The following is a 16,210-nucleotide window of genomic DNA, read 5'->3' as shown; positions in this document are numbered from 1 at the left end:
AGAGCGTGCCAATGCGCACTGAGACGAGAAAGGTCGATGCAAGGGGACAAGATGAACATCGTGCCTATCAACCGAGGCCAGCATGGCGCCAGAAAGAAGATCGCGGTCATCGGGTCGGGAATATCCGGAGCCGCGGCAGCGTGGGCGCTTAATCCGACGGCTGATGTCACCCTGTTTGAAGCATCAGGTCGGCCGGGGGGGCACACGGCCACGGTGGACATAGACTACGACGGCACTCCGATCTCGGTTGATACCGGCTTTATCGTCTACAATGAACTCGCCTACCCGGACCTCACGGCGTTGTTCTCGCATCTCGGCGTGGCCACGCATGAAAGCGACATGGGTTTTTCCCTGTCGCTCGACGGCGGCAAGCTCGAATGGTGCGGTTCGACGCTGCGCACGATCTTTGCCCAGAAGCGCAATGTCTTTTCACCCGGCTTTCTCTGGATGCTGCGTGAAATCCTGCGCTTCAACAAGGAATGCGTTGTCGATCGCGACAGCGGGTCGCTCGGTCACCTGACGATCGGCGATTATCTGAAGAAAAAGCGTTTCTCGAGCGTGTTTCGCGATAATTATCTCATGCCGATGGCGGCGGCCATCTGGTCGACCCCCCGCGCCAAGATGCTCGACTATCCGGCCGCAAGTTTTATCTCCTTCTTCGAGAATCATCGGCTGATCCATAGCGAGCGCCCCGTATGGCGTACGGTGAGCGGCGGCTCGCGGAATTATCTGCAAAAGCTGCTGGCGCCGCTCGGTTCCAGGTTGCGGCTGGCCGCGCCTGCCAGGACCATGGTTCGCGATGCCTTCGGCATCACCGTATGGGCCGGCGACCAGGGGCCAGACCGCTTCGACAATGTCATCATCGCCGCTCACAGCGATCAGGCGCTTGCGATGCTGGGCGATGCCTCAAGCGTCGAGGAATCGATCCTGTCGGCCATTCCCTATCGGCCCAACCGCGTTATTCTGCACCGGGATCCCCGCCTGATGCCGAAGCGGCGCGCTGCCTGGTCGGCGTGGAACTATCTGCGCTCATCCTGCGACCGCGACGAGCCGGAAGTCTCCGTCACCTACTGGATGAATCGCCTGCAAGGCATCGACGAAACCAAGCCGTTGTTCGTCTCGCTCAATCCGGTCGTCGAGCCGCGAAGGGAATTGGTGTTCGGCGAATGGGCTTTCGACCACCCCCAATATGATGCGCGCGCGCTGTCGGCGCAGGCGCGCCTCGACGACATCCAGGGTGTGCGCGGCACTTATTTTGCCGGTGCGTGGACAGGCCATGGCTTTCACGAGGACGGACTGCGCTCGGGCCTTGACGCGGCGATCGCGCTTGGCGCGAAGGTGCCGTGGCGAGCATCAAAGGAAGAACTGCCCCAACTCAAGCTGGCGGCAGAATAGAAAAACAGCGGGCGCGCTACATGAAAAGACAACGCATAACGACGATGACGGAGAACGGACCGCCGCCGCAAGCGGCCGGCGTGCTCTATCCGGGCGACGTCATGCATGCGCGATTGAAACCATTCGGCCATCGTTTCGTCTATTCGGTCTTCTCGCTGCTCGTAGACATCGACCGCCTGGCCGAGATGGGCGGCATGACCTGGCTGCTGAGGGTCAATCGGCGCGGCTTGTCATCATTCCATGAGAGCGATCATGTCGAGCGGGATGGCGAGACATTGCGCGACTTCGCCGACCGGCTGCTTGCCGGCGCCGGGCTTGCCAAGCCAGCCGCCCGAATCCTGCTCCTCGCCTATCCGCGCATCCTCGGCTACGTCTTCAATCCGATCTCGGTCTATTTCTGCTACGATGATGCCGGCGCGCTGATCGCCATGATCTACGCGGTGCGAAATACATTTGGTGAGCGACACACCTATGTCGCTCCAATCGAGCCAGGCGATCTCAGCCCGGCTGGGGTGCGCCAGACACGGACGAAGATCTTTCACGTGTCGCCTTTCATCGACATGGGAGCCCGGTATCACTTTCACATCTTGCCTCCCGGAAAAGTGGTGCGCCTGCGTATTCACGAGACGGAAAAGGGCGAGCCGCTGCTGTCGGCGACCTTTGCGGGCCAGGGCTGTCCACTTGGCACACCGCAGTTGGCGACTTGCCTCTTGAAGTTCCCCCTGATGACGTGGAAGATTGTGGCGGGAATTCACTGGGAGGCGCTGAAGCTCTGGTTAAAGGGCGCGCGCTTTCGTTCGAGCCCGCCCGCCCCGGAATCGACCAGTTACCGGGATCAGGGAGCGGCGTTCGAGCCTGGCGAATGAACTGCGAGAGGGTGAGGAGTTTGGCGGATATTACAGCCAACTCCGCGGAAGTCCAGGAATGTGAAATGGCTAATAGGGAACACACCGGCGTTATGTTGGGCGAGGCGATCAAGCTCGACGAATTCAATTTCGCCGAGATCGTGAAAGGCTTGCCAGCCAAGGCGAAAATGGTTCTGTCGGCCGCGATGAACCTGCCGCGCGGGTCGCTGAAGGTGAGAATGCCGGATGGTCGCGCCGTCCTTGTTGGCGGCAAGGGGCCGGGTCCCGACGCGGAACTGGTGCTGAAGAACTGGCGTTTGCCTGGCCGGGCCTTCACCGGCGGCACGATAGGCGTCGCCGAATCCTACATGGACGGCGATTGGGAAAGCCCTGACGTGACCAGTTTCCTGGAGCTGTTCGTGGTCAATTCAGAGACCGGCGAGCGGATAGCGGGTGGAGCCAGTTGGCTGATCAATGCCGCACAGCGCATCCGCCACTGGTTCAACGAAAACACCCGAACCGGCTCGAAGCGCAACATCTCCGCGCATTACGACCTCGGCAACGCCTTCTACAAGGAATGGCTCGATCCGAGCATGACCTATTCCTCGGCGCTCTACACGACCGGCGCCAACGATCTGGAAAGCGCGCAGGCCGCCAAGTACCGCGCCCTGGCAAAGGACACGGGCATTGGACCGAAGGACCATGTGTGCTGGAGATCGGCTGCGGCTGGGGCGGCTTCGCCGAATTCGCCGCGCGCGAGATCGGCTGCCGGGTTACCGGTCTTACGATAAGCCGCGAGCAGCATGACTTCGCCAAGGCGCGCATCCAGAAGGCAGGGCTCGCCGACAAGGTCGATATCAAGCTGCAGGACTATCGCGACGAGACCGGCACCTACGACCGCATCGCCTCGATCGAGATGTTTGAAGCCGTTGGTGAAAAATACTGGCCGGTGTTCTTCAGCAAGATGAAGGATTGCCTGCGGCCCGGCGGGACCGCCGGCCTGCAGATCATCACCATCAACGAGAAGGCCTACGACACTTATCGTGCCCGTCCCGATTTCATCCAGCGCTATGTTTTCCCAGGGGGAATGCTGCCAACGCCATCAATATTGAAGGCACTGGGAGCGACCCACGGCCTCGCCCATCTGCGCGAGCGCGTGTTTCCGGACGACTATGCGCGTACAATCGCCGAGTGGCGCCACCGCTTCTGGGCATCGTGGGAAAAGATCGTCCCGCTGGGCTTCGACGATCGCTTCAAGAAACTCTGGGAGTTCTATCTGCACTATTGCGAAGCGGGCTTTCGCGCCAGCTACATCGACGTCCGGCAGGTGGTCTACAAGGCCTAAATTTAGGATTCACAGACATCGACGATCGGCCCCGCTGACGCCGGCCAGGCGCGGCCTTGCTCATGCGAATGTGATGCAACCGCGATCACAAGGTCGCCGTTTTTCTGCACTGGCGCAAGCGCCACATACCGCATCCAACGCTGAGCGCCTCTTGACATAGGAGGCTTCCTTGAAACGACCTGCAATCGCCGCGCTAATCCTGCTAGAGCAAAATCCGAGCGGATAGAATCGATAGGGGTTTCGTTGGGATTGGAAATCTGATTCAGCATATCTGCTGGATTCGGAGGCCGGCATGGCATGGCGAAATCCTTATCGGAAGATTTGCGGGCTCGGGTGGTCGCAGCGGTTGATGGCGGCCTGTCGCGACGGGCGGCAGCGGCGCGATTTGGCGTGGCGGCGGCAAGCTCGGTGCGTTGGGTCCGGGAATGGCGCGAGACCGGAGCCACCTGCGCAAAGCCGCAGGGCGGCGACAGGCGGTCCCACCGCGTTGAAGCGTATCGCGACATCATCCTGGCGGCGATCGAGAGGCGGGTGGACATCACGCTGGTCGAACTCGCCGAGTTGCTGCGACAGGAGCATGGCGCGTCGTTTGCGACGAGCACGATCTGGCGGTTTCTCGATCGTCACTCCATGACCTTCAAAAAAAAACGGCGCACGCCAGCGAGCAGGAGCGGCCAGACGTGGCGGCGCGACGAAACGCCTGGTTCGACGCCCAGCCCGATCTTGATCCCGAGCATCTGGTCTTCATCGACGAGACCGGAGCCTCGACAAAGATGGCTCGACTGCGGGGGCGCACGAAGCGCGGGATGCGGTGCCGATCGCCAATCCCGCATGGCCATTGGAAGACGACGACGTTCACCGGCGCCCTGCGCCTCACTGGCATGACCGCGCCAATGGTCCTGGACGGCCCGATGACTGGCGAATGGTTTGTCGCCTATGTCGAGCAGGTTCTCGTGCCGACGCTGCGGCCCGACGATGTCGTGATCCTCGACAACCTGCCGGCGCACAAAAGCGCAGCCGCCCGTGTGGCGATCGAAGCAACCGGCGCAAGGATGATGTTCCTCCCGCCCTATTCCCCCGACTTCAACCCGATCGAGAACGCCTTTTCCAAGCTGAAATCGATTCTACGCAAAGCCGCCGCACGAACCGTCGCGGAATTGTGGGATACCATCAGCGCCGCACTGCCTTGCTTCACACCAACCGAGTGCGCCAACTACTTCGCCGCAACAGGATATGAGCCGGAATGATCAGATTCTGCTCTAGCCGGGATATCAGCTGCCACTGCCGCACGCGAGTTATCGCCGCCCACCGATGACCCTCTGGGTCTCAGTACCAGCCCGACATCGACGCCTGGCGTCATCGACAGCACACCAACTTCTACCATCAATTCTCCTGCGGGAATGACGTCGCCGACCGTACCGAACGATCCGCAGGGCACGTCAACGGAGCCGCCGCTGCCGCCCATTCCGACATCGCCCGAGACAGCCGTGCCTCTGGCGCCGATGCCAGCGAACTAGGCACCTGATATCGATCCTTTCAGACGGCTCCATTGGGGCCGTCTTTTCTGCCTGCGTCCAGGATCCGGCACTCGTGTTCTTGGGCCTTTTCTCAAAGAAGAATCCGGTACTTGGCAAACCCCGCCTCGCCTTCGCCCGCCGGTTCGATCTTGAGCGTCTTGACCTCCGCGATGAAATCCTTGGCCTTGGCGCCGGTCTCGAACACCACGCTGGTTCCGGGCAATGGTGCAAACGACCAATTGTCGTCCGCCGATGGGTTTATCGTGCCTTGGCTCACGATGTAGCGCACGATCACGTCGCGGTTGGTGTCTGGCGCCTCGTAGATAATCTTCGAGGCATTGATGTCGGGGAAATTGCCACCACCCCCGGCCCGGTAATTGTTGGTCGCGACGACGAATTTCTGTGCGGGATCAATTGGCTTGCCGTCGAACATCAGGTCGACGATGCGGTTAGAGCCGGCATTCGCCGCGCCACCCTTGGCGTCGTATTTCGGCGGCTGCGACAGGTCGATCCTGTAGGTGACACCGTCGATGACGTCGAAGTTGTAGGACGGGAATTCGGTGTTGATGAGTGGCTGGTCTGCCTTGCCCGGCTCGATCCTGTTAAAGATGCCGGCCGACATTTCCAGCCATTCCTTGATCTGCGCTCCGGTGATTTCGACGGCGCGCACGGTGTTCGGATAAAGATAGAGATCGGCGACGTTCTTGATGGCGATATCGCCAACCGGAACGTCGGTATAGTAGTCGGCGCCATTGCGCCCACCCGCCTTGAAAGGGGCGGCCGCCGACAGCAGCGGCACATCTTTCCACTGCGTGTTCTTGAGGATGTCCTTGAGGTACCAGGTCTGCGCCTGGCTGACGACTTGCACCGAGGGATCATCGGCGACCAGGGCGAAATAGGAATAGAGCGGGGCGGATGTCTTGCCGACGGGACGGCGCACATAGGCCAGCGTTGCCTGGTGATCCTGCTCGAGTGCTGCAATGATGCGCTTGTCGTCCTCGACCGTCGGTTTGTTCTTGTTGTCGACCCGCTCGAAAATCGGCCGCGCCTCGGAGGTCGCCGAGGCGACCCGCCATTTTGAACCGTCGCGCTCCAGCATCAGGTCGATCAGGCCCATATGCGAGCCCCAGAAGCCGCCCATGACCGCGGGCTTGCCTTGCAGCGTACCCTTTTGCGTATCGACGCCATCGAGCGCCTGAAAATCCTTCTTGCCCGGAAAGACAAGATGCTGATGACCGGTGAATACGGCGTCGATGCCGTCGACGCCGGCCACGAAGAACGATGCGTTCTCCATCATGTCGCCCTGCTTCACGTCGATGCCGGAATGAGAGAGCGCGATCACGATATCAGCGCCCTCCTCTTTCATCTGTGGCACCCACGCCCTGGCCGCCTCGACGATGTCGCGCGTCCTGACGTTGCCGTCGAGATTTTTCAGATCCCAGACCATGATCTGCGGCGGCACGAAGCCGATAATGCCGATCTTGATCGGCTTCTCGGCGCCCGAACCATCCTTGATCTTCTTCTCCAGAATGACATAGGGCTTGAGGTAGAGCTTGTCGTCGCGTGGGTTCGAGGCAAGCGTGGTGCCACGGATCAAGTTGGCGCACACGAATGGAAAATTGGCGCCGGCGAGCACCTTGTCCATGAACGACAAGCCGTAGTTGAACTCGTGGTTGCCCAGCGTCGAGCATTCGTAGCCAAGCAGGTTCATGCCCTTCATGATCGGGTGAAGGTCGCCCTCCTTCATGCCCTTCTCATAGGCGATGTAGTCGCCCATCGGATTGCCCTGCAGGAGATCGCCATTGTCGATCAGCATCGCGTTGGTGGCCTCCTTGCGCACCGCGTCGATCAGCGACGCCGTGCGCGACAGTCCCATCGTGTCGTTTGCTTTGTCGGCGTAGTAATCATAGGGCAGCACATTCACATGGATGTCGGTCGTCTCCATGATCCGCAGATGCGCCTGGTTGCCTTGCGCGCGAGCCGAGAACGGATGAAGCATGACCAGCGCCCCTGTGGCGGCAGCGCCGGCGAGAAAACCGCGGCGGGAGACGGGATGGAGCAGTTGGGACATTGTTTTCTCCTTCTTCGACATCACAAGTCCTGCCCTAAGCAAAGCTTCGCGCCGAAATCCCCTCGAGTCCATCAAGAAGAGTGACACTTTGCAGGGAAGGACAGTCCATCAGCAAGAGATGACGCGCCGATGAAGGCTTGCGGAGATCGCACAGGGGGCAAGGTCAGCCCTTGTCGTCGTCACCTTGGGTGATCAGGCGCGCGCTGCGCTGACCCGTCGCGTATATCCATAGCCAGCTAAGCGAAACCGCAAGCCGGTTGCGGAACCCGATCAGGAAATAGATATGGGCGAGGCCCCACAGCCACCAGGCCGGCCAGCCGGTGAGCTTGATCCAGCCGAGATCGATCGCGGCGGCACGCTTCCCGATCGTCGCCAGATCACCGTCGTGCCTGTAGCGGAAAGGCCGTTTGTCCATGTCGCCGGCAAGCCGGGCCTTGATGGTGGCGGCGACATGGCGGCCTTGTTGCTTGGCGGCGGGTGCAACGCCCGGCACGGGCCGGCCGTCCGGGCGCAGGACATGCGCCGCGTCACCAACGACAAAGATATCCGGGCTGCCAGGCACGGTCAGGTCGGGCTCGACAAGCACCCTGCCCGCCCGATCCGCCGCTGCTCCCAGCCATTCGGCGGCGGGCGAGGCCGCGACTCCCGCCGCCCACAGGATCGTCCTCGCCGGCAGATGCGTTTCGCCGAAGACGACGCCTTCGGCGTCGCAGCGCGTCACCGCCTGACCGAGTTCGACCGTTACGCCAAGTCGCTCGAGCGCCTTGCGGGCATAGTCGGAAAGCTCCGGTGCGAAGTTGGCGAGGATGCGGTCGCCAGCCTCGATCAGCACGACGCGCGCATCTCGTGTATCGATATTGCGGAATTCGCCTCGCAGCGTTTCGTGAGCCAGTTCGACGATGGTTCCCGCGAGTTCCACACCGGTTGGACCGCCACCAATGATTGCCAGCGTAAGCAGTGCCTGACGCTTGGCGGGGTCGCTCTCCCGTTCGGCCTGCTCGAAGGCCATCAGGATGCGCCGGCGAACGGTAGTGGCATCCTCCAATGTCTTTAAGCCGGGCGCGAAAGGCTCCCATTCGTCATGGCCGAAATAGGCATGGCGGGCGCCGGTGGCGAGTAGCAGCGTGTCGTAGGCGACCGCACTGCCGTCGTCGAGCAGCACCCGCTTGCCTGCGCGATCGACGCCGACGACATTGGCAAGCAGTGTCGTCACGTCCTTGCGCCTGCGAAGGAGATGGCGGATCGGCCAGGCGATCTCCGAGGTCGCGAGCGCGGTGGTCGCGACCTGATAGAGCAGCGGCTGAAACAGGTGATGGTTGCGCTTGTCGATCATGGTGATGCGAACCGGTGCGCCACCAAGCGCGCGGGTGAATTCAAGGCCGCCAAAACCCGCGCCGACAACAACGATGTGATGACTGGCTTGGTTCATTTCATTCACCCCCGATTGGAAGATCGCCTGCCCCGGATGTAGGTATTTTTGTGCAATGCAACAACAGAAGGACAGTACCCGGGACTCGCCGTCCCATGTCGTGAATGCACAAGTTATATCGTATCGCGAGGTATAGCGTCATCGAACACACTATGAGGTGACGCATGGCCAACGATCATGACGACCAAGGTCCGGCGCAGTATGTCTCGCCGCCTTGCTTCATGCATGAGCTCGATCCGGAATTCCGGGTGCCGCTATCCGACTGGACCGATGTGAGGCGCTGGCGCAAGGCCGAGCGGGAACGGCTGATCGCGGCGCGGCTGGCGGTTTCAGCCGATGCCCGAACGGCGATGTCTCAGCGTATTGCCGAAGGGCTCGACGCGATCATCAGCGAGATCAGTGGTCGCATGGTCAGTCTTTACTGGCCGTTTCGCGGTGAGCCGGATTTGCGGCCATGGATGGCATCCGTCAATGAGCGCGGTGGCCGCACAGCGCTGCCCATCGTCGTGGAGAAAGGGCAACCGCTGATCTTCCGCGCCTACAAATCCGGCGACCGGCTGGAAAAAGGCATCTGGAACATCCCGATCCCGGCCGAGGGCGATCCGGTACTGCCCGACATCGTTATCTCGCCGATCGTCGGTATTGATCCGGCAAACTATCGCCTTGGCTATGGCGGCGGCTTCTTCGACCGCACGCTGGCCGCAATGCCCTTCAAGCCGCTGGTCATCGGCGTCGGTTACGAACTGCAGCGCATCGCCACAATCTATCCGCAACCGCACGATATCCCGATGGATCGGATAGTCACCGAGGCCTAAGAGCCTGTTTCAGAAAATTGTCCATATTTCCGCCGCGCGGCAGCGCAAATGTCAGGTGACAAAAAATCCGACTTGGTCGACAAATAACATGACCTCAAGCCAACCATGTTGCGGAGGACCGTTTCGACATGCGCTCTGGGCGGATCCAACAGTGTCCGGTCGCTTTTGGATTGGCTGCGTCTCAACGGATCACAAGATGATCGGACGAACTATAGTGGCTGCCCTTGCTGTCGCGTTTTCCTTTTCGCCTTCCCATGCGCAACCACTGCATCGTTTGCCGAGCGGTTACAAATGGGGCCGTTGCCTGCTTGTTGTTGACGGGCAGACCCGCATATCCGGAAAATGCTCCTATCAAATCGAGAAGGGTGGCGATTTTAATATCCAAGGCCCTCGGCAAGTTTTTGCAGGCATCGACTACCCTGATACGCATAGTGGGGCTGGTGAAATGTCCGAAGATTACTGGGCGGTTGTCTACAAGGACGGTGATGTTTGGGACGGTTATGGGAACTCGGACATTCGCGCAACTCACGGTGAACCGGGAGATTGGGGAGAACTTCGCCGCGTAGGCGCATGCTATATTGGGAAGGACGTCCGGGTGTGCCTTTGGCGTTAAGCCAGTTCCGGCTTCATCCCCATGGCCGTCCGATCGACGATCTCGCGCAGCGCGAAGGACGAGTTAATCTTGGTCACATGCGGCATGGCCGACAGCCACTCCTTGTGAATGCGCTCGTAGTCCACAAGGTCCTTCGCCGCTATGCGCAGGATATAGTCGTATTCACCTGACATCAGGTGGCAGGAGAGAACGTTCGGGCAGCGCTTGATCGCCGCCTCGAAATCCGACAGCGTCTTCTCGAATTGGCCTGACAGCGATATGTGCACGATCGCCGTCATTTGGTGGCCAAGGGCTGCATTGGAAAGCCGGGCGTGATAGCCTCGAATGGTTCCGGATTTCTCCAGATTGTCCAACCGCCGCGAACAGGCCGATTGCGACAGTCCAACCTTTTCGGCAAGCGCCGCGTTTGGTATCCGCCCATCCTTCTGCAACGTCTCCAGAATGGCGATATCGATCCTGTCGAGCGGCATTTTTCGCGATTCCTTCGATAATCCTGTATTTCGGCGCAAGGATTATCGAACCAACCCTTCGGGCGCAAGCGCATTCGCAAACACTTGCGCCGCGATTCGTGGTTCACTCAACCAATTCAGGGAGCGAGCCCCAAAGGGGTCTGATCAGGAGAAGAAAATGCGCGTCGGTTGTCCTCGGGAAATCAAGAATCACGAATACCGTGTCGGCCTGACGCCGGGCTCGGTCCGCGAATATGTCGCCCACGGCCATGAAGTTCTGGTCGAGACGGGCGCCGGCGCCGGCATTGGCGCCGACGACAATGCCTATCGCGCCGCCGGCGCGACCATCGCCAAGACCGCCGCCGACGTGTTTGCCAAGTCGGACATGATCGTCAAGGTCAAGGAGCCGCAGCCCAACGAGTGGGTTCAGCTCCGCGACGGCCAGATCCTCTATACCTATCTCCATCTGGCTCCAGATCCGGAACAGACCAAGGGCCTGCTGGCTTCCGGCGTGACGGCGATCGCCTACGAAACCGTGACCGATGATCGCGGCGGCCTGCCGCTGCTGGCGCCGATGTCCGAAGTTGCTGGTCGCTTGTCGATCCAGGCTGGCGCCACCGCACTGCAGAAGGCCAATGGCGGCCGCGGCGTGCTGCTCGGCGGCGTGCCCGGCGTGCTGCCCGGCAAGGTCACGGTGCTTGGCGGCGGTGTCGTCGGCCTGCATGCCGCCAGGATGGCGGCCGGCCTTGGCGCCGACGTTACCATCATCGACCGCTCGATCCCGCGCCTGCGCCAACTCGATGACATTTTTGGCGGCCGCGTCCACACCCGCTACTCGACTGTCGAGGCTTTGGAAGAAGAGTGCTTCTCGGCCGATATCGTCATCGGCGCCGTGTTGATCCCGGGTGCCGCCGCCCCGAAACTGGTTTCTCGCGAAATGCTGTCGGGCATGAAGAAAGGCTCGGTTCTGGTAGACGTCGCCATCGACCAGGGCGGTTGCTTCGAGACGTCGCACGCCACCACCCATGCCGACCCGACCTATGAGGTCGACGGCGTCATCCACTACTGCGTCGCCAACATGCCTGGTGCCGTGCCCGTCACTTCGGCGCATGCGCTCAACAACGCGACGCTGCACTATGGTTTGCAACTCGCCGACAAGGGCCTGAAGGCACTGATCGACGACCATCACCTGCGCAATGGCCTCAATGTCCACAAAGGCAAGATCACCAATCGCGCAGTAGCGGAAGCGCTCGGCTATGAACTGGTCGAGCCCAAGGCAGTCCTGGCTGCCTGATTCCACGTAAAACGAGTTTCCTCCTGTCTCACCCGCCGGATCATTCCGGCGGGTTTTTTCTTAGCCAGCAAATGGCGGGCCTGCTTTTCCGTGCGCAAGTCTGATCGATTGGCACTTTGCGTATCACTGTTGCATTTTTATCATAGCTAAATAATACACCCAGATAGGACACGCCTGGGTTGTTAATTGGGGGTTTGACTATGTTAATTCGCACGTCCGCGAAATCTATCTTGCTTGGCGCTGTCTCGGCCATGGCACTTATGTCGGTCGCTCATGCCGCTGATGTTGTACAGCCGGTCGAGTCGTCAGGCTTTAATTGGAGTGGTGTCTATATAGGCTTCGGCGTTGGTGCCGGCGCCAATGTTCATGAGCTTGGCAGCGACGTTATTCCAATATCTCTGAATGGAATTGGTGGCGAAGGCGTCTACGGTGAAGCAACCGTTGGCTACGACTATATGGTTTCGCAGCGCTTCCTGCTTGGCGGACTGCTGGACGCCCATGTCGGCAATATCGAAACCACGCTGGATATAGCCGGCTTCAACGCCTCCATCCAGGAGACTTACGGCTTCGACGCCGGCTTGCGTGCAGGCTATCTCTTCACGCCGAACACGCTGGGCTATGTGCTTGGCGGCTACTCCTGGCAGAAGTACAAACTCGACACGAACGCCGGTTTTGGTTTCGATTGGAGCCAGAGCGGCTATTTTGTCGGAGCTGGTGTCGAAACGGCGATCAACAGCAATTGGACGATCAAGACCGAGTATCGCTATACGCGCTTTAGCACCGCGAATATTCTTTCTGATTTTGGCGTGCCGGACGGCATCCTCAACACGGACACGTCGCGGCACACTTTCCAAGTCGCGGCCAACTATCGTTTTGGCGCCCAGAATGGCGGTGCCGCGGCCTTTGAAGCGCCTGCTTACAACTGGACCGGCTTCTACATCGGTGGCGCGGGTGGTGCCGGTGCGTCGGTACAGCAGATCAATGTTCCGCCGTTCGCCGACTTGAAATTCAATGGCCTTGGTGGCGAAGGCGTGTTCGGCGAATTGAACGTAGGCTACGATCATGACTTCGGCAACTGGGTGGCAGGCGTCATGGTCGATGCCCGTTATTCCGGTATGACGTCGAAGCTGGATCTCTTTGGCACTTCGGTTAATCTCGATACCGACTACGGCTTTGACGTGCTCGGCCGCGTCGGCATGAAGGTCAACGAATCGACTTTGGCCTATGTGCTCGGTGGTTACAGCTGGCAGCATTTTGACCTGAAAGCCTCAGCGCCGATTGGCGACATCCTGGACTGGGGTTCCAGCGGCTTCTCGGTGGGTGGCGGTCTGGAAACGGCCTTGTCCAACAACGTGACGGTCGGTCTCGAATACCGCTATTCGCAGTTCGCCAAGAAGGATTTCTCTTCGGATATCGGCGCGCCTGGCGATACGCTCACCTCCACACCGTCCTTCCATACGGTCCGGATCGGCGCGAAGTACAAGTTCAACTAGAAGCCTTCCGGCAAACAGTCTCAGCCCGTCGGCCAAAGCCGGCGGGCTTTTTCTTGCGCGAAACGTCAACCAACAACAAAAAAGCGGAGCCAAAGCCCCGCTTCCTCGGTTGTCGAGATTTCCCGCCGGTCCATCCGCGGTCGGCAAATCTATCGACAATCCCTGTCTAGCGCGAGAGTGTTACAGCAGTACGACAACACAGTTGGCAGGATGGCGTTTCGGTCAGGCGCGCTCAATCCTGCACTGATAGCAATTGTTTCGCGCCGAGCGGACATGGACATAGGCGATGTCGTCGCGTTCGAACAAGGCCTCCGCCCGGGCGGCGATGGCACCTGTCGGGATGACGCCGCCGCTGCCATAGACGATGCGGTCGTCCCTGCCATAGCCGCGCACGATATAGTCGGTGCTTTCCAGCATTTCAGGCAGTGCTTCGGTTTCAGCAGCGCGCTCGCATTCCCGCGCATGCATGAAGATCGGGCCCGTTTCAGCGTAGGGCTGAAGGTCCGGGAACGGCCTATAGGCCAGGACGAGATACTCTTCGCCCGCGGCGACATGCTTGAGGCAGTGACGGCAAGGCACGCCGTCGCCGTCGGAAATCTTGCGCTCGGGGATCCGGCCATAGGCATCGGGCGCGCCGTGTTGCAGCGCCCTTGCATCTTCGGTCGGCAAGGCTTTGAACTGGATGGTCATGCTGAATCTCCGGTTTCATTGTCCGGAAATTATTCGCGGCGACGAACCGTGCCCACCCGATTCCCGCCAGTCAGACGAGAATGATGCGGCACTCGTCGATCGCATCTAATCCAGCAAAGCGTCGAGCCCGCGCACCAGCCCGGTGATCTCCCGCACCCGGCGGATGGCGAGCAACGTGCCGGCCACGTAGGGAGCCGCGGATGAGCCGGCGTCGTGACGGATGGTTAGCCTCTCGTCGGGCAAGCCGAACAACACCTCGCAGGAGAGGATGTAGGACGGCAGGCGCAGTGCGTGCACCTGTACCCCCTTTCCCTCGCCCACTGCCGCACCGCGTGTACCGGGCACACCCGAGACCTTTGAAACCGGCCGCGCCGTCGACGCTTGGCGGACCTCCGCCAAGGCTTCAGCAAGCTCGCGAGCAGTGCCCGACGGCGCGTCGGGCTTGCCGGCGCTGGCATAGTCGATGATTTCGACATCCGGCACGAATTTCGCCGCCACCAGCGCGAAGCGTTTCATCAGTGTAGCGGTGATCGAGAAATTGCCCGCAGCAACCACGCCGACACGATTGGCGCGGGCCGCGGCATCGATTTCGGCATAGTCGGCAGCACCCAGCCCTGACGTGCCAATCACCACATGCCTGCCCTTGGAGATCGCCAGCAGAGCGTGATCCTTCACGACATCTGGCTTGGTGTAGTCAACCAACACGTCGGATGCCGTTGCCAGCGCCTCGGTCAGCGAGGAGGAGATCGTCACGCCGTTCGCGGGGCCGCCAACGACCGCTCCCGCGTCCTGTCCCGCCGCGCTACGTGAAACCGCGCCGATCAGTTTCATGTCGGCTTGCTCGGCGATCGCCGGAATCAACGCCTTGCCGACCCAGCCGGTCGCACCGGCCATAACCACCCGTATCGTCATCGTCCGGTCCTTTGCTCGCCATTGCCTTGAACGGCCAGCGATATGGAAAGAGCCCGGCTCATTCAAGCCAGGCTCTTCTGATCCGAATTCCCGTCAGGGACCGTCAAGTCCCAAGTATCGCTCCGCGACTATCGGATGAAATCGTCGAATCGGCGCAACGTCACCCGGCGATTCTGCCAGTTCTCGTTCTGCGTCTGTACGAGCAGGAACTCCTCGCCGTAGCCAACGGTTTCAAGCGCGTAGGCCGGCACACCGAATTCCCGCACCAAGGTGCGCTTCAGCGAGGCGGCACGCTGTTCCGACAAGATCTGGTTCGACTGGAACGAGCCGACCGCGTCGGTGTGGCCTTCGATCAGCACGCGAGCGCCGGGATCGCGGCGCAGGATGCGCTGGAGCGCGTCGGCGATGTTCTCGATCTTGCCGTATTGCGACGGCGAAATGGCCGCTGAGCCGAAAGCGAAATTGATCGACTGGATATCGATCGAACGGGCCATGCGCCGCAGATCCGGGCGCCGCTTGAATTCGCGGATGGTGACGCGCTCGTCCGGCCGCAGTTTTACGCGCGGGGCGGCCTCAAGTTTGCGCTCGATCGTCGCGGCCGAAGGCGTGGTGGCCTGGGCAGCGGCAAGGCTCGGCATGGCAATCGCCGCGATCAGCGCGGCGGCAAGTGTACGGCGGGTCAGCATGTCTTTGTCTCCTCGGCATCGTTGATGCCGGCTACATGCCAAAAGCAGTCTGAAGCGCCGATGAACGGATGGTTCAGCTTCGCGCGAAAATCACGGCCGCATCACGCTGGCCGAGCGCTCGAGGAAAGGCAGCGGGTGCACCACCTCCTTCTTTTGTGCCACAGGTGCAAAACCAAGCTTCTGATAGAGCGGCAAGGCCGCTGGGTGATCGAGCGTGCAAGTCTGAACCGTCACCCGCTTCGGCCCGTAAGACCACGCAGCGGCGATCGCCGATCCAAGGAACCAACGACCGATCCCCTGTCCAGTCGCATGCTCCATCATGCCGAAATAGGCAAGTTCCACCTCCTCTGGCAGGTGTGGCTTGAGATCGAAGAAGCCGACCGGCGCGCCATCGAGATAGAGCACCCTGATATCGCGATCCTCGCGATGGATGCCGGCTGAAAGCTCATCGTCGCTTAGTCTCAGCACATTGACCCAGTGCCACTTGCGTCCCACCCGATCCATCAAATAGCGATAGAAATGCAACGGAATGTCCTTGGTCCTCAGCAGGGCGATCTGACGGTTATACGGTGCGGGTGGGGAATAGGCCGGAGGCATATGCATCTCGAGAAACGTCACCGTGACATCAATGTCTTCCCGCGTTCCGTTTTCCATCG

14 protein-coding genes and 1 pseudogene are annotated in these 16,210 nt (G+C 60.6%); 7 read left to right on the top strand and 8 right to left on the bottom strand.

The window, feature by feature from the left end; genetic code table 11:
- Nucleotides 1-51 precede the first annotated feature (51 nt).
- The 4 genes and pseudogenes from LGH82_RS04020 (at nt 52) to LGH82_RS04005 (ending at nt 4,832) form a co-directional block, all read left to right on the top strand.
- On the top strand, nt 52-1,395 hold the full coding sequence (locus tag LGH82_RS04020; protein WP_227347387.1) for an NAD(P)/FAD-dependent oxidoreductase: 1,344 nt from the start codon (nt 52-54) through the stop codon (nt 1,393-1,395).
- Between the two features lie 20 nt (nt 1,396-1,415).
- Nucleotides 1,416-2,261: a DUF1365 domain-containing protein gene (locus tag LGH82_RS04015; RefSeq protein WP_227347386.1), complete on the top strand. Its 846-nt coding sequence runs from the start codon at nt 1,416-1,418 to the stop codon at nt 2,259-2,261.
- 65 nt (nt 2,262-2,326) lie between these two features.
- Nucleotides 2,327-3,585 (top strand): annotated as a pseudogene (locus LGH82_RS04010) (class I SAM-dependent methyltransferase).
- A gap of 297 nt (nt 3,586-3,882) precedes the next feature.
- Nucleotides 3,883-4,832, top strand: a protein-coding gene (locus LGH82_RS04005; protein WP_227343924.1) for an IS630 family transposase whose coding sequence is annotated in 2 segments (ribosomal slippage) — nt 3,883-4,225 and nt 4,225-4,832 — 951 coding nt in all. Because the reading frame shifts where the segments join, the coding sequence is not laid out codon by codon here.
- Nucleotides 4,833-5,193: 361 nt separating this feature from the next.
- Here the strand turns inward: LGH82_RS04005 and LGH82_RS04000 are convergent.
- Nucleotides 5,194-7,173: a bifunctional 2',3'-cyclic-nucleotide 2'-phosphodiesterase/3'-nucleotidase gene (locus LGH82_RS04000; RefSeq protein ID WP_227347385.1), complete on the bottom strand. Its 1,980-nt coding sequence runs from the start codon at nt 7,171-7,173 to the stop codon at nt 5,194-5,196.
- Nucleotides 7,174-7,336: 163 nt separating this feature from the next.
- Nucleotides 7,337-8,602 (bottom strand): NAD(P)/FAD-dependent oxidoreductase, encoded by a 1,266-nt coding sequence (locus LGH82_RS03995; protein ID WP_227347384.1) that lies wholly within the window; start codon nt 8,600-8,602, stop codon nt 7,337-7,339.
- Between the two features lie 164 nt (nt 8,603-8,766).
- Here LGH82_RS03995 and LGH82_RS03990 point away from each other — a divergent pair, with 164 nt between their 5' ends.
- Nucleotides 8,767-9,417 (top strand): 5-formyltetrahydrofolate cyclo-ligase, encoded by a 651-nt coding sequence (locus LGH82_RS03990; RefSeq protein ID WP_227347383.1) that lies wholly within the window; start codon nt 8,767-8,769, stop codon nt 9,415-9,417.
- Nucleotides 9,418-9,598: 181 nt separating this feature from the next.
- Here the strand turns inward: LGH82_RS03990 and LGH82_RS03985 are convergent, their stop codons facing one another.
- Nucleotides 9,599-9,802: a hypothetical protein gene (locus tag LGH82_RS03985; protein ID WP_227347382.1), complete on the bottom strand. Its 204-nt coding sequence runs from the start codon at nt 9,800-9,802 to the stop codon at nt 9,599-9,601.
- A 224-nt stretch (nt 9,803-10,026) separates the two neighbouring features.
- Nucleotides 10,027-10,500, bottom strand: coding sequence for an Lrp/AsnC family transcriptional regulator (locus LGH82_RS03980; RefSeq protein WP_127851891.1), 474 nt, complete (start codon nt 10,498-10,500; stop codon nt 10,027-10,029).
- Nucleotides 10,501-10,657: 157 nt separating this feature from the next.
- On the opposite strand from LGH82_RS03980, the gene ald reads away from it, so the two are divergent.
- Together ald and LGH82_RS03970 are read left to right on the top strand one after the other, a co-directional pair.
- The gene (gene ald / locus LGH82_RS03975) at nt 10,658-11,773 is read left to right on the top strand and encodes an alanine dehydrogenase (RefSeq protein ID WP_227347381.1); all 1,116 of its coding nucleotides are present in this window, start codon (nt 10,658-10,660) and stop codon (nt 11,771-11,773) included.
- A gap of 200 nt (nt 11,774-11,973) precedes the next feature.
- Nucleotides 11,974-13,266, top strand: coding sequence for an outer membrane protein (locus tag LGH82_RS03970; RefSeq protein ID WP_227347380.1), 1,293 nt, complete (start codon nt 11,974-11,976; stop codon nt 13,264-13,266).
- 222 nt (nt 13,267-13,488) lie between these two features.
- On the opposite strand, the gene LGH82_RS03965 is transcribed toward LGH82_RS03970, so the two are convergent.
- From LGH82_RS03965 to LGH82_RS03950, 4 genes are all read right to left on the bottom strand, one after another.
- Complete coding sequence (locus tag LGH82_RS03965) at nt 13,489-13,956, bottom strand: DUF1203 domain-containing protein (protein ID WP_227347379.1); 468 nt, start codon at nt 13,954-13,956, stop codon at nt 13,489-13,491.
- A gap of 105 nt (nt 13,957-14,061) precedes the next feature.
- Nucleotides 14,062-14,868, bottom strand: coding sequence for a 4-hydroxy-tetrahydrodipicolinate reductase (gene dapB / locus LGH82_RS03960; RefSeq protein ID WP_227347378.1), 807 nt, complete (start codon nt 14,866-14,868; stop codon nt 14,062-14,064).
- 128 nt (nt 14,869-14,996) lie between these two features.
- The gene (locus LGH82_RS03955; RefSeq protein ID WP_227347377.1) at nt 14,997-15,554 is read right to left on the bottom strand and encodes an OmpA family protein; all 558 of its coding nucleotides are present in this window, start codon (nt 15,552-15,554) and stop codon (nt 14,997-14,999) included.
- 90 nt (nt 15,555-15,644) lie between these two features.
- Nucleotides 15,645-16,208, bottom strand: coding sequence for a GNAT family N-acetyltransferase (locus LGH82_RS03950; RefSeq protein ID WP_227347376.1), 564 nt, complete (start codon nt 16,206-16,208; stop codon nt 15,645-15,647).
- Nucleotides 16,209-16,210: the final 2 nt, after the last annotated feature.

Source organism: Mesorhizobium sp. PAMC28654 (assembly GCF_020616515.1).
Taxonomy (GTDB): Bacteria; Pseudomonadota; Alphaproteobacteria; order Rhizobiales; family Rhizobiaceae; genus Mesorhizobium.
Note: the sequence above shows the minus strand (reverse complement) of the source record. Positions and strands in the feature narration are given on the sequence as shown.